Origin of the sequence: Pseudomonas sp. NY15356 (assembly GCF_048068175.1) — a bacterium.
GTDB classification, from domain to species: Bacteria; Pseudomonadota; Gammaproteobacteria; order Pseudomonadales; family Pseudomonadaceae; genus Aquipseudomonas; species Aquipseudomonas putida_K.
Map to the genome: position 1 here is coordinate 208,398 of NZ_JBLUPW010000001.1, position 17,828 is coordinate 226,225.

Here is a 17,828-nt window from a genome sequence, read left to right on the forward strand (position 1 = left end):
GGAATGCCGGCATCGTATTGGGGCTGCTACGCAGCCCATCGCGGGACAAGCCCGCTCCTACAGGGGTTACGCACACCCCTTTGGTAGGGCTTGTCCCGCGATGGGGCACGCAGCGGCCCCATGATGGATGGCATGAAAGGTATTCATTCGATCACTGCCAGCAGGCCATCATGTCATCGAGCTCGTTCCGCCATTCATTGCGTCGCCTTTGGGGCCAAGACAAGTTCAGCTACAGCATCCGGGTAACGATCGCCCTGACCGGCAGCATGGCCCTGTGCTGGTACCAGGACGAAATGGCCCTGTTGATCCCGCTGTTCCTGGGCATCATCGCCAGCGCCCTGGCCGAGACTGACGACAGCTGGCAAGGCCGCCTGAGTGCGCTGGCCGTGACCCTGGTGTGCTTCGCCATCGCCGCGCTGTCGGTGGAGCTGTTGTTCCCCTACCCCTGGTTGTTCGCCGGCGCGCTGGCCCTGGCCACCTTCGGCCTGACCATGCTTGGCGCCCTGGGAGAGCGCTACGGCGCCATCGCCTCGGCCACGCTGATCCTGTCGGTGTACACCATGATCGGCGTGGACCAGCGCGGCGGCCAGGTCAGCGACTTCTGGCACGAACCCCTGCTGCTGGTGGCGGGCGCGGCCTGGTACGGCCTGCTGTCGGTGCTGTGGCAGGCCCTGTTTTCCAACCAGCCGGTGCAACAGAGCCTGGCCAAGCTGTTCCTCGAGCTCGGCCGTTACCTCAAGCTCAAGGCCAACCTGTTCGAGCCGATCCGCAACCTGGACCTCGAAGCCCGGCGCCTGGAACTGGCGCAGCAGAACGGCAAGGTGGTGGCGGCCCTGAATGCGGCCAAGGAGATCATCCTGCACCGGGTCGGCAACAGCCAGCCGAATTCCAAGGTCAGCCGCTACCTCAAGCTGTACTTCCTGGCCCAGGACATCCATGAGCGGGTCAGCGCTTCGCACTATCCCTACAACGCCTTGGCCGAGGCGTTCTTCCACAGCGATGTAATGTTCCGCTGCCAGCGTCTGCTGCGCCAGCAGGGCTCGGCCTGCCAGCAATTGTCGCAGTCGATCCGCCTGCGCCAGCCGTTCGTCTATGGCACAGGTTTCGCCGAAGCGCTGGAAGACCTCAACGCCTCGCTGGAGCACCTGCGCATCCAGAGCAACCCGGCCTGGCGCAGCCTGCTGCGCTCCTTGCGGGCGTTGGCCGGCAACCTGGCGACCCTCGACCGCCTGCTGGGCGCCGCCAGCAACCCGGACAGCCTGGCCGACACCGGCGACAGCAGCCTGTTGGACCGCTCACCGCGCAACCTCGAGGACGTCTGGAGCCGCCTGCGCACCCAGCTGACACCGACCTCGTTGCTGTTCCGCCATGCCCTGCGCCTGTCCCTGGCACTGTCGGTGGGCTACGGCATGGTGCACCTGATCCACCCGACCCAGGGCTACTGGATCATCCTCACCACCCTGTTCGTCTGCCAGCCCAACTACGGCGCCACTCGGCGCAAGCTGGTGCAGCGTATCCTGGGTACCGCCATCGGCCTGACCGTGGGTTGGGCACTGTTCGACCTGTTCCCCAGCCCGATCATCCAGTCCATGTTCGCGGTGGTCGCCGGGGTGGTGTTCTTCGTCAACCGCACCACCCGCTACACCCTGGCCACCGCCGCGATCACGCTGATGGTGCTGTTCTGCTTCAATCAGATCGGTGATGGGTACGGCCTGTTCCTGCCGCGTTTGTTCGATACCCTCGTGGGCAGCCTGATCGCGATTCTGGCGGTGTTCCTGTTCCTGCCCGACTGGCAGGGGCGGCGCCTGAACAAGGTGCTCGCCAATACCCTCACCTGCGCCAGTGCCTATCTGCGCCAGATCATGCAGCAGTATGCCCATGGCAAGCGCGACGACCTGGCCTACCGCCTGGCCCGCCGCAATGCCCACAACGCCGATGCGGCGCTGTCGACCACGCTGGCCAACATGCTCATGGAGCCTGGGCATTTCCGCAAGGAAGCCGATGTGGGCTTCCGCTTCCTGGTGCTCTCCCATACCCTGCTCAGCTACCTCTCCGGGCTCGGCGCGCACCGCGACACGGCGCTACCGCCGGAGGTCCACGAGCAGTTGATCGATGGCGCCGGACAAAGCCTGGCCAACAGCCTCGATGAGATCGCCAATGGCCTGGCCGCGCGCCTGCCCGTGGCCATTCACAGCGATGCCGAGGAAGCCCTGGCCGGCGCGTTGGAGCAAATGCCCGAGGAACTGGATGAACACCAGCGCCTGGTGCAGACGCAACTGGCGCTGATCTGCCGCCAGCTTGGGCCGCTGCGCACCCTGGCGGCACACCTGATCAAGGAAAACCCGCCGCACTGACCCTGCGCGGTGGTTTGGCAGCGGGGTTCACCTGCGAAAGCGTCGCATGTCAGAACCCATGCTGACGCAACAGCCGGGCATAGTTGCCATCGGCCTTCATCGCGGCAATGGCGCGGTCGAATCGCTCGACGATCTGTCGATGTTCGGGATGCTGAGGCTGACCAGGATATGCAGGTTGTTCTCTCCCAGCGCGGGCTCCACGAAGGTCACGGCTTCACGCACCTCCCTCGTCTACAAAGCCCTCTCGGTCGGCAGCCGACAAATGATATCAAATAGCCTCTATTTTGGCCGAATGTTGCGGAGCCTGTTTTTGGGCAATGTCCGACTCGTCGCCGGAGCCTGGATTTGCGATGATCGACCGCCCCTTCAAAGAGTTCATACCCATGTCCATCGAGTGGATCTGCAAGCACCATACCGACCTTGGCAAGGAGCAGCTCTATGCCATCCTGCAACTGCGCACCGAAGTCTTCGTGGTGGAGCAGCAATGCGCCTACCAGGAGGTCGACGGCCAGGACCTTTGCGGGGATACGCTGCACCTGATGGGATGGGAGCAGGACCGTTTGGTGGCCTACCTGCGCCTGCTCGACCCTCAATCCCAAGGCGGCGATGTGGTCATTGGCCGGGTGGTGACCGCCCCCGCCGCGCGCGGTGGCGGCCTGGGCCATCAGTTGTTGCTCAAAGGCCTGGAGTGCGCCGAGCACTGCTGGCCGGGAACACCGATCTATCTGTCAGCCCAGGCACATCTACAGGCCTACTATGCGCGGCATGGGTTCGAAGTGGCGGGGGAGCAGTACCTCGAGGATGGCATCCCGCATATCGGTATGCGCAAGGCTTGAGATAAGAGGGCATAGAGCAGCCGGAGCGCTCAGGTCATGGATACCCCAGCACGTCCCTGATCTGGCGCAGGTGCTGGATGATCCACTGCTTGTCGATGGCCCCCCAATCATGGATACGGTAGTGCCCGGCGTGATTGCGCGCCCCCGCCTGCTGCTCGAACTCGCAGACGATGTCCAGGTCGGCCAGGGCGGCGATGGTGTCCTGGGCGGTGCGCCTGGGCATGCCGGTGGCCGTCATCAGCGCCGGCACGCTGGTGGCAGTCTGGCTGTCGATCAGCCAGGCCACGTAGAGCCGGCGGTAGAAACTGCTCTTGGTCTTGCTCACATCCATGCTGCTCGATCCTCAGGTGATACCCGGTAGCTCCCGGTAGGTCAGGTAGATGCGCAGGTCGAACTCCAGTTGATGGTAGTCCGGCTCCATGTGCTGGCAGAGTTGGTAGAACGCCTTGTTGTGGTCACGCTCGCGCAGGTGTGCCAGTTCGTGCACCACGATCATGCGCAGGAACTGCGGCGCGGCCTCCTTGAACAACGAAGCGATGCGGATTTCCTTCTTGGCTTTGAGCTTGCCGCCCTGCACCCGCGAGACCGCAGTATTCAGGCCCAGGGCACGGTGGGTCAGGTCCAGGCGGTTGTCGAACAGTACCTTGTCCAGGTTTGGCGCACTGCGCAGGTACTGCTGCTTGAGATCCTGGGCGTAGCCGTACAGGGCCTTGTCGTTCTGCACGTCGTGACGATCAGGGTAGCGTTTGCGCAGGTAGTCACCCAGGCGGTCGGTGGCGATCATCTGGCGCACCTGCTCTTGCAGGTGGGGAGGGTAGGCTTGCAGGTAGCGTAATGTGGTCATGGCACGGCGTTCAACGAAACGAATCGCGGGACAAGCCCGCTCCCACAGGGTTCGGCGTGCGCAACCCCTGTGGGAGCGGGCTTGCCCCGCGATGGGGCTGCGCAGCAGCCCCAATGGACGCCAGATCAGTTGACCTTGGCAGCCAACTCGCCCTTGGCGTAACGCTGGAACATGCCTTCCAGGGAGATCGGCTTGATCTTGGAGGCATTGCCGGCAGTGCCGAAGGCTTCATAACGGGCGATGCAGACGTCACGCATGGCCTTGACGGTCTCGGCGAAGAACTTGCGTGGGTCGAACTCGCTCGGGTGCTGGGCCATGTAGCGGCGGATGGCACCGGTGGACGCCAGGCGCAGGTCGGTGTCGATGTTGACCTTGCGCACGCCGTACTTGATACCTTCGACGATTTCCTCGACCGGCACGCCGTAGGTTTCCTTGATGTCACCGCCGTATTCGTTGATGACCTTCAGCCATTCCTGAGGCACCGAGGAGGAGCCGTGCATCACCAGGTGGGTGTTGGGGATGCGCTTGTGGATTTCCTTGATGCGGTCGATCGCCAGGATGTCGCCGGTTGGCGGCTTGGTGAACTTGTACGCGCCGTGGCTGGTGCCAATGGCGATGGCCAGGGCATCGACCTGGGTCTTCTTGACGAAGTCGGCAGCTTCTTCCGGGTCGGTCAGCATCTGGCTGTGGTCCAGGGTGCCTTCGGCGCCGATGCCGTCTTCCTCACCGGCCTGGCCGGTTTCCAGGCTGCCCAGGCAACCCAGCTCGCCTTCCACCGACACGCCACAGGCGTGGGCGAACGCCACGGTCTGCTGGGTGACGCGCACGTTGTACTCGTAGTCGGACGGGGTCTTGCCGTCTTCCTTGAGCGAGCCGTCCATCATCACCGAGCTGAAACCCAGCTGGATGGAGCGCTGGCATACGTCAGGGCTGGTGCCGTGGTCCTGGTGCATGCACACCGGGATGTGCGGGAACTCTTCGATCGCTGCCAGGATCAGGTGACGCAGGAAGGGGGCACCGGCGTACTTGCGGGCACCGGCCGAGGCCTGGACGATGACCGGAGAGTCGGTCTTGTCGGCGGCTTCCATGATGGCGCGCATCTGCTCGAGGTTGTTGACGTTGAAAGCCGGAACGCCGTAGCCGAACTCGGCGGCGTGGTCCAGCATCTGGCGCATGCTAATGAGTGCCATTGTGTATCTCTCTCCCGACAAGCGTCGTTGTTTCGTGCAAGCCTGCCGCAGGGGCGGTTGCTGTTCAAGTAGTGTGGGCCGCCTCGCGGCCCGGCCAGTCACGGTGCCTTGCAGCCCCGCCCAATCAGGTCGTTGGTTGCCACCCAGTACACCAGGCCTTCATCGCCCTTGGTGTGCAAGGCCAGCACGCCATCGCTGTAGAGCGCACCCGAGGCGCCCGGCTCGGACTTGAGCCGGTAGACCTGGTCGCCGCCGCCCAGACGCACGTCGACCGACTCCTGGGTGGCATCGGCGAAGCGCCAGAGCACTTCGGCCTGTGTGTCGCAGACCCAGCGGGTCCAATTGTCCGCCGGGGCGGGTTGCGGCGATTGCAGCAGTGAGCATCCTGCCAGGGTCGCCAGAGCCATCGAGGCCAGTAGCGCTTTCATTCAATTCCCTCGATTGGGGCTGCTGCGCAGCCCTTCGCAGCTTCGCCAGCGCCCACAGGGAAAATGTGTACCCCATGGGAGCTGGCGAAGCCTGCGATGGGCCGCACAGCGGCCCCCTGTTCAAGACCACAAAACAGCCCGCAGGTTGCCTGCCCTCCGATCAAGGGCACCCCGGCGCCTTGCGCTGGTGTTCGTCGTCGTACTTTTCCAGGCCTTCCGGGCCCATGCGCTTGTTGATCACCGGGGCCGTCTCCGCCTGCCACTGGGACTGGTAGCAACCGCCCTTGGGCGGCTGCGACGGCTCGCTGTCCGCGCCCTTGCCGGAGCAAGCGCCCAACAGCAGGGCCAGGATCATCACAGGCAATTGCTTGACCATCAGGTCGCTCCCTTTGCCAGGCGCCGTCATGCTCAGGCCTTGGCCCGTTCTTCCAGGATAGCAACGGCAGGCAGGACCTTGCCCTCGACGAACTCGAGGAATGCGCCGCCACCGGTAGAAATGTAGGAGATATCAGCGCCGACGCCATACTTGTCGATGGCCGCCAGGGTGTCACCACCACCGGCGATGGAGAAGGCGGCGCTATCGGCAATGGCCTTGGCCAGCACCTTGGTGCCGTTGCCGAACTGGTCGAATTCGAACACGCCGACCGGGCCGTTCCACAGGATGGTCTTGGACGACTTGAGCAGCTCGGCGAACTGTTCGGCGGTCTTCGGGCCGATGTCCAGGATCATGTCGTCATCGGCCACATCGGCGATGGACTTGACGGTGGCTTCGGCGCTCTCGGCGAATTCCTTGGCCACCACCACGTCCACCGGCAGCGGTACGCTGACCTTGGCGGCGATGGCCTTGGCGGTCTCGACCAGGTCAGGTTCGTACAGCGACTTGCCGACCTTGTGGCCGGCCGCGGCGAGGAAGGTGTTGGCGATGCCGCCACCGACGATCAGCTGGTCACAGACGGTGCTCAGGCTGTTCAGCACGTCCAGCTTGGTGGACACCTTGGAGCCGGCGACGATGGCGGCCATCGGCTTGGCCGGGGCCTTCAGGGCCTTGCCCAGGGCGTCCAACTCGGCGGCCAGCAGCGGGCCGGCCGTAGCGACCTTGGCGAACTTGGCCACACCATGGGTGGAACCCTCGGCGCGGTGGGCGGTGCCGAAGGCGTCCATGACGAACACGTCGCACAGGGCAGCGTATTTCTGCGCCAGCTCGTCAGCGTTCTTCTTCTCGCCCTTGTTGAAGCGAACGTTCTCGAACAGCACCAGGTCACCGGCCTTGACCTCGACACCGTCGAGGTAATCGGCAACCAGCGGCACGTCGCGGCCCAGGGCCTTGCTCAGGTAGTCGGCAACCGGCTTGAGGCTGTTCTCGGCGGAGAACTCACCTTCGGTCGGGCGCCCCAGGTGCGAGCAGACCATCACGGCCGCGCCCTTCTCCAGGGCCAGCTTGATGGTCGGCAGCGCAGCCAGGATACGCGCATCGCTGGCTACCACACCGTCCTTCACAGGGACGTTGAGGTCTTCGCGGATCAGTACGCGCTTACCTTGCAGGTCGAGGTCGGTCATCTTCAACACGGTCATGAATGCAGTCCTTCAGGGCTGTTTGGTGCGGGTTTGGTGGACGACGCGCAGGAAGTGACCCGCGACGTCGAGCATACGGTTGGCGAACCCCCATTCGTTGTCGAACCAGGCCAGCAGGTTCACCAGGCGGGGGCCGGAAACACGGGTCTGGCTGGCATCGACGATGGCCGAATGCGGGTCATGGTTGAAATCACAGCTGGCATGGGGCAGCTCGGTGTAGGCCAGCAGCCCCTTGAGCGGGCCGTCCAGGGCAGCCTCGCGCAACACCCGGTTGACCTCGGCCGCGCTGGTGTCGCGGGCGGTCTGCAGGGTGATGTCCAGGCACGACACGTTGACGGTCGGCACGCGTACCGCTTTGGCCTGGATTCGCCCGGCAAGTTCCGGCAGCAGCCGCTCGATGCCACGCGCCAGACCAGTGGACACCGGGATCACCGACTGGAAGGCCGAACGGGTGCGGCGCAGGTCCTCGTGGTGGTAGGCGTCGATCACGGGCTGGTCGTTCATCGCCGAGTGGATGGTGGTGATCGAGACATACTCGATGCCGAACGCCTGGTCCAGCACGCGCAGCAGCGGCACGCCGCAATTGGTGGTGCAGGAGGCATTGGACACCAGGCGCTCTTGGCCACCGAGGCAATCCTGGTTGATGCCGTAGACCACCGTGGCGTCCACATCCGCCTCACTGGCCATCGGCTGGGAGAACAGCACCCGCGGCGCGCCGGCATCGAGGAAGCGCTGGCCATCGGCACGGGTGTTATAGGCACCGGAGCATTCCAGCACCAAGTCCACGCCCAGGGCGCCCCAGTCGATGCCTTCCGGGGTGGCGCTGCGCAGGACCTTCACGCAGTCGCCGTTGATGTGCAGGCAATCGCCATCGACCCTCACCTGGCCGGGGAAACGCCCGTGGGTGGAGTCGAAGCGGGTCAGGTATTCGAGGCTGGCCTGGTCGGCCAGGTCGTTCAACGCAACGATTTCGAAACCGGCGTCCGCCCCACGCTCGAACAAGGCGCGCAAGACACAGCGACCGATACGGCCATAACCGTTGAGTGCAACTTTGTAGGGACGCGGATGGGGCATAGGTGGCTCTTGAACTCCGGCGGTTGAACGGGGCCGCTGGGCGGCCCATTCGCGACACAAGGCCGCTCCTACAGGGGACGACATGCGCAATACCCTGTAGGAGCGGCCTTGCGCCGCGAACGAGGGCCAAGGGCCCTCGCTTTGCCTGTATCAGTCTTCCAGCAGCTCTTCGGCGGTACCCAGGATGTTCTCCAGGGTGAAGCCGAATTCTTCGAACAGTGCCGAAGCCGGCGCCGACTCACCGTAGGTGGTCATGCCGATGACGCGGCCTTCCAGGCCCACGTACTTGTACCAGAAGTCGGCATGGGCAGCTTCGATGGCGATACGCGCGCCCACTTCCAGCGGCAGCACCGACTGCTTGTAGGCAGCATCCTGGGCATCGAACACGCTGGTGCACGGCATGGAGACCACACGAACCTTGCGGCCCTGCTCGGTCAGCTTGGCATGCGCCTGGACCGCCAGGCCCACTTCCGAACCGGTGGCGATCAGGATCAGCTCAGGCTCGCCGGCACAGTCCTTGAGGATGTAGCCGCCGCGGCTGATGTCGGCGATCTGCTGGGCGTCGCGCTCCTGGTGCTGCAGGTTCTGGCGCGAGAAGATCAGCGCCGACGGGCCGTCCTTGCGCTCCAGGGCGTTCTTCCAGGACACGGCCGACTCGACCGCATCGGCCGGGCGCCAGGTGTCCAGGTTCGGGGTGCTGCGCAGGGCGGTCAGCTGCTCGATCGGCTGGTGGGTCGGGCCGTCTTCGCCCAGGCCGATGGAGTCGTGGGTGTAGACGTGGATCACGCGCTGCTTCATCAGGGCCGACATGCGCACCGCGTTGCGCGCGTATTCCATGAACATCAGGAAGGTCGCGCCATATGGCACCAGGCCGCCGTGCAGGGCGACGCCGTTCATGATGGCGGTCATGCCGAATTCGCGCACACCGTAGAACACGTAGTTGCCGCTGGCATCGTCGGCGCTGACCCCCTTGCAGCCCTTCCACAGGGTCAGGTTGGAACCGGCCAGGTCGGCGGAGCCGCCGAGGAACTCGGGCAGCAGCGGGCCGAAGGCGTTCAGGGCGTTCTGGCTGGCCTTGCGGCTGGCGATGGTTTCGCCCTTGGCGGCCACTTCGTTGATGTAGGCCTGGGCCTTCTCGGCGAAGTCAGCCGGCAGCTCGCCGCTTTCACGGCGCTTGAACTCGGCAGCCAACTCCGGGTAGGCCTTGGCGTAGGCGTCGAAGCGCTGGTTCCACTCGGCCTCGAGCTTGGCGCCGGCGGCCTTGGCATCCCACTCTGCGTAGATCTCGGCAGGAATTTCGAACGGACCGTGGTTCCAGTTCAGCTCCTTGCGCGCCAGGGCGATTTCGTCGTTGCCCAGCGGTGCGCCGTGGCAGTCTTCCTTGCCCTGCTTGTTCGGCGCGCCGAAGCCGATGATGGTCTTGCAGCAGATCAGGGTCGGGCGGTCGCTCTTGCGGGCGGTCTCGATGGCCGTCTTGATCTCGTCGGCGTCATGGCCGTTGACGTTGCGGATCACCTGCCAGTTGTACGCCTCGAAGCGCGCCGGGGTGTTGTCGGTGAACCAGCCATGCACTTCACCGTCGATGGAGATGCCGTTGTCGTCGTAGAAGGCGATCAGCTTGTTCAGGCCCAGGGTGCCGGCCAGGGAGGCGACTTCGTGGGAGATGCCTTCCATCATGCAGCCGTCGCCGAGGAACACGTAGGTGTTGTGGTCGACGATGGTGTGACCTTCACGGTTGAACTGGGCGGCCAGCACTTTTTCCGCCAGGGCGAAGCCCACGGCGTTGGCGATGCCCTGGCCCAACGGGCCGGTGGTGGTTTCCACGCCTGCGGTGTAGCCGTATTCCGGGTGGCCCGGGGTGCGGCTGTGCAACTGGCGGAAGGCCTTGAGGTCATCGATCGACAGGTCGTAGCCGGTCAGGTGCAGCAGCGAATAGATGAGCATCGAGCCGTGGCCGTTGGACAGCACGAAGCGGTCGCGGTCGGCGAATTTCGGGTTGCTCGGGTTGTGCTTCAGGTAGTCGCGCCAAAGCACTTCGGCGATATCCGCCATGCCCATGGGGGCACCTGGGTGGCCGCTGTTGGCCTTTTGCACGGCATCCATGCTGAGGGCACGAATGGCGTTGGCACGTTCACGACGGCTGGGCATCGCTGAGTCTCCTGGGGCTTGAAAAGGTGGTGAAACGAAAAAAGGCCGCCATTTTCGCCCACAGGCGGGGCCGGGGGCAATGACGGATGGTCGCAGTTGGGTATTTTTCCTATGTTTGTGGCGTAAATCGGGACAAACCTGATGTCGCTGCCGGCCTGTTCACGGGTAATCCCGCGCCGACAGCACGGTCTCCAGCTTGTGGGAGCGGGGTTGCCCGCGAACCGGCTCCCTCTCCGCCCGTCATTCAATATCAAAACTTTTTGATATTGACCTTGCAGGGGCAACGATGCCTGTCTAGACTGCCGCACCATGAACCTGCGTGCGCAACCGATCCCCCCGCAAAGCGAAACCCTGGCAGCCCTGTGCAAGGCCAGTGGCGACGCCTTGCGCCTGAACGTATTGCGCGCCCTGGCCAGCGATTCCTTCGGGGTGCTGGAGCTGGCGCAGATCTTCGACGTCGGCCAGTCCGGCATGAGCCATCATCTCAAAGTGCTGGCCCAGGCCGAGCTGGTGGCCACCCGCCGCGAGGGCAACGCGATCTTCTATCGCCGTGCCCTGCCCGACAGCCTGCGCCTGGGCGGCCGCCTGCACGCAGCACTGCTCGAGGAAGTCGACGGGCTGGCCCTGCCGCAGGATGTGCAGGCCCGGATCGCCCAGGTGCAACAGCGCCGGGCGGCCACCAGCCAGGACTTCTTCCTGCGCGTGGAAGAAAAATTCCGCGCCCAGCAGGACCTGATCGCTGGCCTGCCGCAATACCGTGAAAGCCTCCTCGCCCTGCTCGACAACCTGAGCTTCGGCACCGAGGCCACGGCACTGGAAGTCGGCCCGGGTGATGGCGGTTTCCTGCCGGACCTGGCGCGGCGCTTCACCCAGGTCACGGCCATGGACAACAGCCCGACCATGCTCGAGCTGGCCCGCCAGGTCTGCCAGCGCGAAGGCCTGGACAACGTAAACCTGCAGTTGGCCGATGCACTGGGTGCAACGGATGTGGAAGCCGACTGCGTTGTGCTGAACATGGTGCTGCACCACTTCAGCGACCCGGCCCTGGCCCTGCGCCTGCTGGCCAAACGGGTGAAAGCGGGCGGTAGCCTGCTGGTCACCGAGCTGTGCAGCCATGACCAGGGGTGGGCGCGGGAAGCCTGCGGCGACCTCTGGCTGGGCTTCGAGCAGGACGACCTGGCCCGTTGGGCCCGGGTAGCGGGACTGGTTCCCGGGGACAGCCTCTATGTGGGCTTGCGTAACGGTTTCCAGATTCAGGTCCGCCATTTCCAGCGGACGACTGGCGACACTCACCATCGGTAAATTTTAGGAACCCGTCGAGATGAGCGAATACTCCCTTTTCACTTCCGAGTCCGTGTCCGAAGGGCATCCGGACAAGATCGCCGACCAGATTTCGGATGCGGTCCTTGATGCAATCATCGCCCAGGACAAGTACGCCCGCGTGGCCTGCGAAACCCTGGTCAAGACCGGTGTCGCCATCATTGCCGGCGAAGTGACCACTTCGGCCTGGGTCGACTTGGAAGAACTGGTGCGCAAGGTCATCATCGACATCGGCTACGACAGCTCCGACGTTGGCTTCGACGGCGCCACCTGCGCCGTGATGAACATCATCGGCAAGCAGTCGGTGGACATCGCTCAGGGCGTCGACCGCTCCAAGCCGGAAGACCAGGGCGCGGGCGACCAGGGCCTGATGTTCGGCTACGCCAGCAACGAGACCGACGTGCTGATGCCGGCCCCGATCTGCTTCTCCCACCGCCTGGTCGAGCGCCAGGCCGAGGCGCGCAAGTCCGGCCTGCTGCCGTGGCTGCGCCCGGACGCCAAGTCCCAGGTCACCTGCCGCTACGAGAACGGCAAGGTCGTCGGCATCGACGCCGTGGTCCTGTCGACCCAGCACAACCCGGAAGTGTCCTACAAGGACCTGCGTGAAGCCGTCATGGAGCTGATCGTCAAGCACACCCTGCCGGCCGAGCTGCTGCACAAGGACACCCAGTTCCACATCAACCCGACCGGCAACTTCATCATCGGTGGCCCGGTGGGCGACTGCGGCCTGACCGGGCGCAAGATCATCGTCGACTCCTACGGCGGCATGGCCCGCCACGGCGGCGGCGCCTTCTCCGGCAAGGACCCGTCCAAGGTCGACCGTTCGGCAGCCTATGCCGGCCGCTACGTGGCCAAGAACATCGTTGCCGCGGGCCTGGCCGAGCGTTGCGAGATCCAGGTGTCCTACGCCATCGGCGTGGCCCAGCCGACCTCCATCTCGATCAACACCTTCGGCACCGGCAAGATCGCCGACGAGAAGATCGTGCAGTTGGTCCGCGAGTGCTTCGACCTGCGTCCGTACGCCATCACCACCATGCTCGACCTGCTCCACCCGATGTACCAGGAGACCGCTGCCTACGGCCACTTCGGCCGCATTCCGCAGCAGAAGACCGTCGGCGACGACACCTTCACCACCTTCACCTGGGAACGCACCGACCGCGCCGAGACCCTGCGCAACGCAGCTGGCCTGTAAGCGTCTCGCTTGCGCTGCCTGTGACGAACCCCCGCCGAGCGATCGGCGGGGGCTTTTTTCATCCTGCATCGCCTGTTCCGCTCCAATCGCCGGCAAGCCGGCTCCCACAGGTATGGCGATGTCTTTGGGACCGCGCAGGGCAGGTAGGAGCCGGCTTGCCGACGATGCTCCACGCACGCGCCCCATCCGCCACACCACCCACAGAGCGACGAAACATCGTCTGACACCTTGATCGGGCACGCCCGATGGCAGCGGCCTAGGCTGAGCATTCGACTACGCCACGCACGGATGCCGGCCATGCGCTTCATGCTGTTCTTGCCCCTGTTGTTGTGTTCTTTCGCCCTCTGGGCCAATGCCTCGCCCTGCCCCGACTGGCCTGCGCAGCGCGCCAACGAAGAGGCTGCGCAGCTGGGCGAGGCCCTCGCCCGCTGGGACGATCACTACCACCGCCAGGGCATCTCCCTGGTCGCCGATGAAATCTACGACCAGAGCCTCCAACGCCTGCGCCAGCTCCAGGCCTGCTTCGGCCTGCCTCAAGCGCACGCCCCGTTGTCTGGCGCCGGCGGCCCTGTTGCCCACCCGGTCGCACATACAGGCGTGGCCAAGCTGGACGACGAGCGCGCTGTGGCCCGCTGGCTCGATGGCAAGCGCAACGTCTGGATACAACCGAAGGTGGATGGCGTCGCCGCAACCCTGGTGTACCGATCCGGCCAGCTGGTGCAGGTGCTCAGCCGCGGCGACGGTGTGCGAGGCCACGACTGGAGCCGGCACATCGCACAGCTAACCGGCCTGCCGCGCCACCTGCCCGAGCCATTGGACCTGGTGCTGCAAGGTGAACTGTACTGGCGCCTCGAGCAACACGTTCAAGCCAAGGCAGGCGGCGCCAATGCCCGAAGCACCATCGCCGGGCTGATGGCGAGGAAGCAGTTGACCGCTGCCCAAGGCGCAGGCGTCGGCGTGTTCGTCTGGGACTGGCCGAGCGGGCCGAGCAACCAGGACGAACGCCTGGCTCGGCTGGCCGAACTCGGGTTCCCCGACAGCCAGCGCTACAGCGTCGCCATCGACGACATGGCGCAGGCCACCCATTGGCGCCAGCATTGGTACCGCTCGCCCCTGCCCTTCGCCACCGACGGCGTGATCCTGCGCCAGGACAGCCGCCCACCGGCCCGCCGCTGGCGCGCCAAGCCGCCCTACTGGATCGCAGCCTGGAAGTACCCCTTCCAGCAGGCATTGGCCGAAGTGCGAGACGTGCGCTTCAAGGTCGGGCGAACCGGGCGCATCACACCCTTGCTGCACCTGAGCCCGGTGATGCTGGATGAACGCCGGATCAGTGTGGTCAGCGTTGGGTCACTGGCACGCTGGCAAGCGTTGGACATCCGCCCCGGCGACCAGGTGGCGATCACCCTGGCAGGCCTCACCGTGCCCAGGTTCGAAGGCGTGGTGCACCGCAGCACTGATCGCCCGCCCGTCCTGGCGCCGGACCCCAGCCAACATCATGCGCTCAGTTGCTGGCGGCCAGACGCACCGTGCAAGCAACAATTCCTCGCCCGCCTGGCCTGGCTAGGTGGGCGCCAGGGGCTGCAGATGCCGGGTGTAGGGCCCGCGACCTGGGCGCAGTTGGTCGAGCATGGCGTCATCAGCGACCTGCATGCCTGGCTCGGTCTGGAGCGCGAGGACCTGCTGGGTATACCGGGCATCAGCACGGCACGTGCGGAGCAGTTGCTGAAGGCCTTCTCGCAAGCAAGGCGCCAGCCTTTCGAGCGCTGGCTTCGAGGCTTGGGCGCGCCGGTGCCCAGCAGCCTGCAACTTGCGCCCGACTGGGCGAGCCTGGCAGCCCGAAGCGTCGAACAATGGCGTGCCGAGCCCGGTATCGGCCCTGGGCGAGCAGCACAACTGGTGGCATTTTTCACTGATGAATCGGTTGGCCGGGTGGCCGAACAATTGCGAGCCCAGGCAATCGAGGGTTTCTAAATTCCTCGGATCAGGGCAGCATTTCCCTTTTCCGTTGCCCTGCCATCGAATGGAGTCCCCGATGAAACTGCTTTCGTCCCTTGCCCTGACCGCCTTGCTCGGCCTGGCTGCCGGCCCCCTGCTGGCCGTTGAAGAGCAACCTGGGCTGACCGGTTGCGCGGCCAAGCGCCAGGCCATCAGCGAACAGATCGAACAGGCCCGCGCCAACGGCAACGCCGAGCAACAGACCGGCCTGAAAAAGGCCCTCGACGAAGTCACCGAACACTGCACCGACGCCAACCTGCGCAAGGAGCGCGAACAGAAGGTGCTCGACGCCCGTCACGAAGTGAACCAGCGCACCAAGGACTTGGACAAGGCGATGAAGAAGGGCGACGCCGAGAAGATCAACAAGCGCAAGGAAAAACTCGCCGAGGCCAAGAAAGAATTTCAGGAAGCCGTTGACAGGCTGGAGCGCTGATACCGCGGTAGTCGTAGGAATTTTCTGAAAACGATGCGGTAGTTCCGATCGGAGTTCACCTGGCAGCAGGAATGTAGGCACTATTCCCTACATTCTCTGTTGCTATTACTTCGAAAGGAAACCGCCATGAAACGACGCTCCTCCTTGGCGCTGATGATTGCCCTCGGCTTGGCCGCAGGCTCGCTGCAAGCGGCGCAGCCCAGCCCAGGCCTGACCGGCTGCGCGGCCAAGCGCAGCGCCATCGAGAACCAGCTCGAATACGCCAGGCAGCACAACAACTGGGGCGAAATCCGTGGCCTGGAAAAAGCCCTGAAGGAAAACACCGAGCACTGCACCGACGCCGGCCTGCGCCAAGAGCGCCTGGCCAAGATCGAGAAAGCCAAGGCCGAGATCGCCGAGCGCCAGGCCGACCTCCGCGAAGCCAAGGCCAAGGGCGATGCCGACAAGATCGCCAAGCGCGAGCGCAAGCTTGCAGAATCCGAAGCCGAGCTGAAACAAGCCGAGCTCGAGCTCGACAAGTGATCCTGTCAGGGGCTGCTGCGCAGCCCTTTCGCGGCACAAGGCCGCTCCTACACCGATTCATATGCCCGTAGGAGCGGCCTTGCGCCGCGCAAGGGCCGCAAAACGGCCCCAACCCACCACCGTTTCAGTGGTTACGAAACTCCGTATGGCACGCCTTGCAAGCCGCCTCCACCTTGTCCATCGGCGCCTTCAACCGCGCTACGTCGAGCGGCTGTTCACGGGTAGCGCCCACCAATTCCCCCGTCACCCCCTCCAGTTGCCGCGCCAAGTCATGAAAACGCGCCTGACGCTCCCACACGTCGGGTCGCGCACTGCTGTCGCCTTCATCCTTGACCTGTGGAAAATGCTGCCAGGGTGCATGAGCCAGGCCATCGAGCTTCACGGCCCCTTCAGCGAAACGGGCACCGTCGAACGGCAGGCGCCCACGCAGCATACCGCCCATGTCCTCGCTGGTCTTGAGCATCTGCTTGAAGATCGCCTTGCGCTGGCCCAGGGGTGAGTTAGGATCGACACGGTCGCAGGCCGCCAGGGTCAGGCCAGCCAACAGCAGAACGGTGAAACATTTCAACATCACGGTCACATTGGCATAGGGAAAGGGCCAACAGTATCCTCGTCTGCTCGACAAAGACCAATACCCCTACGAAAACCATGGGTAGCCCACACCCGGCCACCCACTCAAGGATTCGACCATGACATCTGCTCTGCGCCACCTCGCCTGGGCGCTCCCTGCCCTGGCCCTGCTGGCCGGCTGCAATGGCGGCGAGAACGCCAAGCCCGAACCCCATGCCGTGGCGACCTATGCCTCGGCCACCTGGCAAGAGCTGCCGACCGTCAGCGACAGCGACCTGTTGGCGGGCTTCCAAGCCTGGCGCAATGGCTGCGAGAAGCTCAAGCGTGACCCGATCTGGGCCACCACCTGCGAGGCCGCCGCGCGCATGCCGGACGACGCCGCCCAGGTACGCGCCTTCCTGCAACAGAACCTGCAGGTCTACGGCTTGCGCTCGGCCGAGAACAACGCCAACGGCCTGATCACCGGTTACTACGAACCGGTCTACCCAGGCAGCCTGGAGCACACCGAAACCGCCCATGTGCCGGTCTATGGCGTGCCCGAGGACATGATCGTGGTCGACCTGGCCAGCGTCTACCCGGAGCTCAAGGGCAAGCGCCTGCGCGGGCGTATCGAAGGGCGGGTGCTCAAGCCCTACGACACTGCCGAGGCGATCTACCGCGACGGCGCCAAGGCACCGGTACTGGCCTGGCTGACCGACCCGATGGACCTGCAGTTCCTGCAGATCCAGGGCTCGGGGCGCATCCAGCTCGAAGATGGTCGTCAACTGCGCGTCGGCTATGCCGACCAGAACGGCCACCCGTACCGCCCCATCGGGCGCTGGCTGGTCGAACAGGGGCAACTCAAGAAAGAAGACGTGACCATGGGCAGCATCCATGCCTGGGCCCAGGCCAACCCACAGCGCGTGCCGGAACTGCTGGCCAGCAATCCGAGCTACGTATTCTTCAGCACCCGACCGGACAGCAACGAAGGCCCACGTGGCTCCCTGAACGTGCCGCTCACGGCCGGGTACAGCGTGGCCATCGACCGCAAGGTGATTCCACTGGGCAGCTTGCTGTGGCTGTCGACGACCCGCCCCGATGGCACACCGGTAGCGCGCCCAGTGGGCGCACAGGACACCGGTGGTGCGATCACCGGCGAGGTGCGCGCGGACCTGTTCTGGGGCACCGGCCCCGAGGCCGGCGAGCTGGCGGGCAACATGAAGCAGCAAGGGCAGATCTGGCTGCTGTGGCCCAAGGGCGCGCCGCTGCCCGACGTGCCGAAAGTGCCTTGACCTCATCGGCCCAATCGCCGGCAAGCCGGCTCCCACCAGGCCAGCGCTGCTCTCACAAGCGCTGCTCTATTGTGGGAGC

General features: G+C 64.9%; 17 protein-coding genes and 1 pseudogene. 8 read left to right on the forward strand and 10 right to left on the reverse strand.

Annotated features, from left to right (window positions below):
* Positions 1 to 170: 170 nt before the first annotated feature.
* Complete coding sequence (gene yccS / locus ACNFCI_RS00935; RefSeq protein WP_084854073.1) at positions 171 to 2,354, forward strand: YccS family putative transporter; 2,184 nt, start codon at positions 171 to 173, stop codon at positions 2,352 to 2,354.
* Between the two features lie 49 nt (positions 2,355 to 2,403).
* On the opposite strand, the pseudogene ACNFCI_RS00940 reads toward yccS, so the two are convergent.
* Positions 2,404 to 2,582: pseudogene (locus tag ACNFCI_RS00940) on the reverse strand (amino acid ABC transporter substrate-binding protein); the annotation flags it as partial.
* A gap of 155 nt (positions 2,583 to 2,737) precedes the next feature.
* Here ACNFCI_RS00940 and ACNFCI_RS00945 point away from each other — a divergent pair.
* The gene (locus tag ACNFCI_RS00945; RefSeq protein WP_084854304.1) at positions 2,738 to 3,190 is read left to right on the forward strand and encodes a GNAT family N-acetyltransferase; all 453 of its coding nucleotides are present in this window, start codon (positions 2,738 to 2,740) and stop codon (positions 3,188 to 3,190) included.
* Between the two features lie 34 nt (positions 3,191 to 3,224).
* Here the strand turns inward: ACNFCI_RS00945 and ACNFCI_RS00950 are convergent, their stop codons facing one another.
* The 8 genes from ACNFCI_RS00950 to tkt form a co-directional block, all read right to left on the reverse strand.
* On the reverse strand, positions 3,225 to 3,521 hold the full coding sequence (locus ACNFCI_RS00950; protein WP_368829475.1) for a helix-turn-helix domain-containing protein: 297 nt from the start codon (positions 3,519 to 3,521) through the stop codon (positions 3,225 to 3,227).
* Positions 3,522 to 3,533: 12 nt separating this feature from the next.
* Positions 3,534 to 4,034, reverse strand: coding sequence for a M48 family metallopeptidase (locus ACNFCI_RS00955; protein WP_084854070.1), 501 nt, complete (start codon positions 4,032 to 4,034; stop codon positions 3,534 to 3,536).
* 125 nt (positions 4,035 to 4,159) lie between these two features.
* The gene (fba, locus tag ACNFCI_RS00960) at positions 4,160 to 5,224 is read right to left on the reverse strand and encodes a class II fructose-bisphosphate aldolase (protein WP_084854068.1); all 1,065 of its coding nucleotides are present in this window, start codon (positions 5,222 to 5,224) and stop codon (positions 4,160 to 4,162) included.
* A gap of 98 nt (positions 5,225 to 5,322) precedes the next feature.
* A complete protein-coding gene (locus ACNFCI_RS00965) occupies positions 5,323 to 5,652 on the reverse strand; it encodes an MliC family protein (protein ID WP_084854066.1) in 330 nt (109 codons plus the stop codon).
* Positions 5,653 to 5,812: 160 nt separating this feature from the next.
* Entirely contained in the window at positions 5,813 to 6,028 is a 216-nt protein-coding gene (locus ACNFCI_RS00970) for a hypothetical protein (RefSeq protein ID WP_084854302.1), read from the reverse strand.
* A gap of 32 nt (positions 6,029 to 6,060) precedes the next feature.
* Positions 6,061 to 7,224 carry a phosphoglycerate kinase gene (locus tag ACNFCI_RS00975; protein ID WP_324816172.1) on the reverse strand — a complete coding sequence of 388 codons (1,164 nt, stop codon included), beginning with the start codon at positions 7,222 to 7,224 and terminating at the stop codon, positions 6,061 to 6,063.
* A 12-nt stretch (positions 7,225 to 7,236) separates the two neighbouring features.
* Entirely contained in the window at positions 7,237 to 8,298 is a 1,062-nt protein-coding gene (gene epd / locus ACNFCI_RS00980) for an erythrose-4-phosphate dehydrogenase (protein WP_084854062.1), read from the reverse strand.
* A 150-nt stretch (positions 8,299 to 8,448) separates the two neighbouring features.
* Entirely contained in the window at positions 8,449 to 10,446 is a 1,998-nt protein-coding gene (gene tkt, locus ACNFCI_RS00985; RefSeq protein WP_368829476.1) for a transketolase, read from the reverse strand.
* 309 nt (positions 10,447 to 10,755) lie between these two features.
* Between tkt and ACNFCI_RS00990 the strand changes: the two genes are divergently transcribed.
* The 5 genes from ACNFCI_RS00990 to ACNFCI_RS01010 all read left to right on the forward strand — a co-directional run bounded on the left by ACNFCI_RS00990 (position 10,756) and on the right by ACNFCI_RS01010 (position 15,908).
* A complete protein-coding gene (locus ACNFCI_RS00990) occupies positions 10,756 to 11,748 on the forward strand; it encodes an ArsR/SmtB family transcription factor (protein ID WP_084854059.1) in 993 nt (330 codons plus the stop codon).
* A 19-nt stretch (positions 11,749 to 11,767) separates the two neighbouring features.
* Positions 11,768 to 12,958: a methionine adenosyltransferase gene (metK, locus tag ACNFCI_RS00995; RefSeq protein ID WP_196145943.1), complete on the forward strand. Its 1,191-nt coding sequence runs from the start codon at positions 11,768 to 11,770 to the stop codon at positions 12,956 to 12,958.
* A 297-nt stretch (positions 12,959 to 13,255) separates the two neighbouring features.
* Positions 13,256 to 14,929, forward strand: coding sequence for an NAD-dependent DNA ligase LigB (gene ligB, locus ACNFCI_RS01000; protein WP_416767235.1), 1,674 nt, complete (start codon positions 13,256 to 13,258; stop codon positions 14,927 to 14,929).
* Between the two features lie 61 nt (positions 14,930 to 14,990).
* On the forward strand, positions 14,991 to 15,386 hold the full coding sequence (locus ACNFCI_RS01005; RefSeq protein ID WP_416767236.1) for a DUF1090 domain-containing protein: 396 nt from the start codon (positions 14,991 to 14,993) through the stop codon (positions 15,384 to 15,386).
* A gap of 126 nt (positions 15,387 to 15,512) precedes the next feature.
* Positions 15,513 to 15,908 carry a DUF1090 domain-containing protein gene (locus tag ACNFCI_RS01010; RefSeq protein WP_084854051.1) on the forward strand — a complete coding sequence of 132 codons (396 nt, stop codon included), beginning with the start codon at positions 15,513 to 15,515 and terminating at the stop codon, positions 15,906 to 15,908.
* Between the two features lie 124 nt (positions 15,909 to 16,032).
* On the opposite strand, the gene ACNFCI_RS01015 is transcribed toward ACNFCI_RS01010, so the two are convergent.
* Positions 16,033 to 16,479, reverse strand: coding sequence for a c-type cytochrome (locus tag ACNFCI_RS01015; protein ID WP_084854049.1), 447 nt, complete (start codon positions 16,477 to 16,479; stop codon positions 16,033 to 16,035).
* Between the two features lie 118 nt (positions 16,480 to 16,597).
* Between ACNFCI_RS01015 and ACNFCI_RS01020 the strand changes: the two genes are divergently transcribed.
* On the forward strand, positions 16,598 to 17,749 hold the full coding sequence (locus tag ACNFCI_RS01020) for a murein transglycosylase A (RefSeq protein ID WP_368829479.1): 1,152 nt from the start codon (positions 16,598 to 16,600) through the stop codon (positions 17,747 to 17,749).
* The last annotated feature ends 79 nt before the right edge of the window (positions 17,750 to 17,828 follow it).

Bases quoted from the DNA above. Each gene is read 5' to 3' on its own strand.
- yccS (WP_084854073.1), top strand. From the start codon at position 171: ATGTCATCGAGCTCGTTCCGCCATTCATTGCGTCGCCTTTGGGGCCAA.
- ACNFCI_RS00945 (WP_084854304.1), top strand. From the start codon at position 2,738: ATGTCCATCGAGTGGATCTGCAAGCACCATACCGACCTTGGCAAGGAG.
- ACNFCI_RS00950 (WP_368829475.1), bottom strand. From the start codon at position 3,521: ATGGATGTGAGCAAGACCAAGAGCAGTTTCTACCGCCGGCTCTACGTG.
- ACNFCI_RS00955 (WP_084854070.1), bottom strand. From the start codon at position 4,034: ATGACCACATTACGCTACCTGCAAGCCTACCCTCCCCACCTGCAAGAG.
- fba (WP_084854068.1), bottom strand. From the start codon at position 5,224: ATGGCACTCATTAGCATGCGCCAGATGCTGGACCACGCCGCCGAGTTC.
- ACNFCI_RS00965 (WP_084854066.1), bottom strand. From the start codon at position 5,652: ATGAAAGCGCTACTGGCCTCGATGGCTCTGGCGACCCTGGCAGGATGC.
- ACNFCI_RS00970 (WP_084854302.1), bottom strand. From the start codon at position 6,028: ATGGTCAAGCAATTGCCTGTGATGATCCTGGCCCTGCTGTTGGGCGCT.
- ACNFCI_RS00975 (WP_324816172.1), bottom strand. From the start codon at position 7,224: ATGACCGTGTTGAAGATGACCGACCTCGACCTGCAAGGTAAGCGCGTA.
- epd (WP_084854062.1), bottom strand. From the start codon at position 8,298: ATGCCCCATCCGCGTCCCTACAAAGTTGCACTCAACGGTTATGGCCGT.
- tkt (WP_368829476.1), bottom strand. From the start codon at position 10,446: ATGCCCAGCCGTCGTGAACGTGCCAACGCCATTCGTGCCCTCAGCATG.
- ACNFCI_RS00990 (WP_084854059.1), top strand. From the start codon at position 10,756: ATGAACCTGCGTGCGCAACCGATCCCCCCGCAAAGCGAAACCCTGGCA.
- metK (WP_196145943.1), top strand. From the start codon at position 11,768: ATGAGCGAATACTCCCTTTTCACTTCCGAGTCCGTGTCCGAAGGGCAT.
- ligB (WP_416767235.1), top strand. From the start codon at position 13,256: ATGCGCTTCATGCTGTTCTTGCCCCTGTTGTTGTGTTCTTTCGCCCTC.
- ACNFCI_RS01005 (WP_416767236.1), top strand. From the start codon at position 14,991: ATGAAACTGCTTTCGTCCCTTGCCCTGACCGCCTTGCTCGGCCTGGCT.
- ACNFCI_RS01010 (WP_084854051.1), top strand. From the start codon at position 15,513: ATGAAACGACGCTCCTCCTTGGCGCTGATGATTGCCCTCGGCTTGGCC.
- ACNFCI_RS01015 (WP_084854049.1), bottom strand. From the start codon at position 16,479: ATGTTGAAATGTTTCACCGTTCTGCTGTTGGCTGGCCTGACCCTGGCG.
- ACNFCI_RS01020 (WP_368829479.1), top strand. From the start codon at position 16,598: ATGACATCTGCTCTGCGCCACCTCGCCTGGGCGCTCCCTGCCCTGGCC.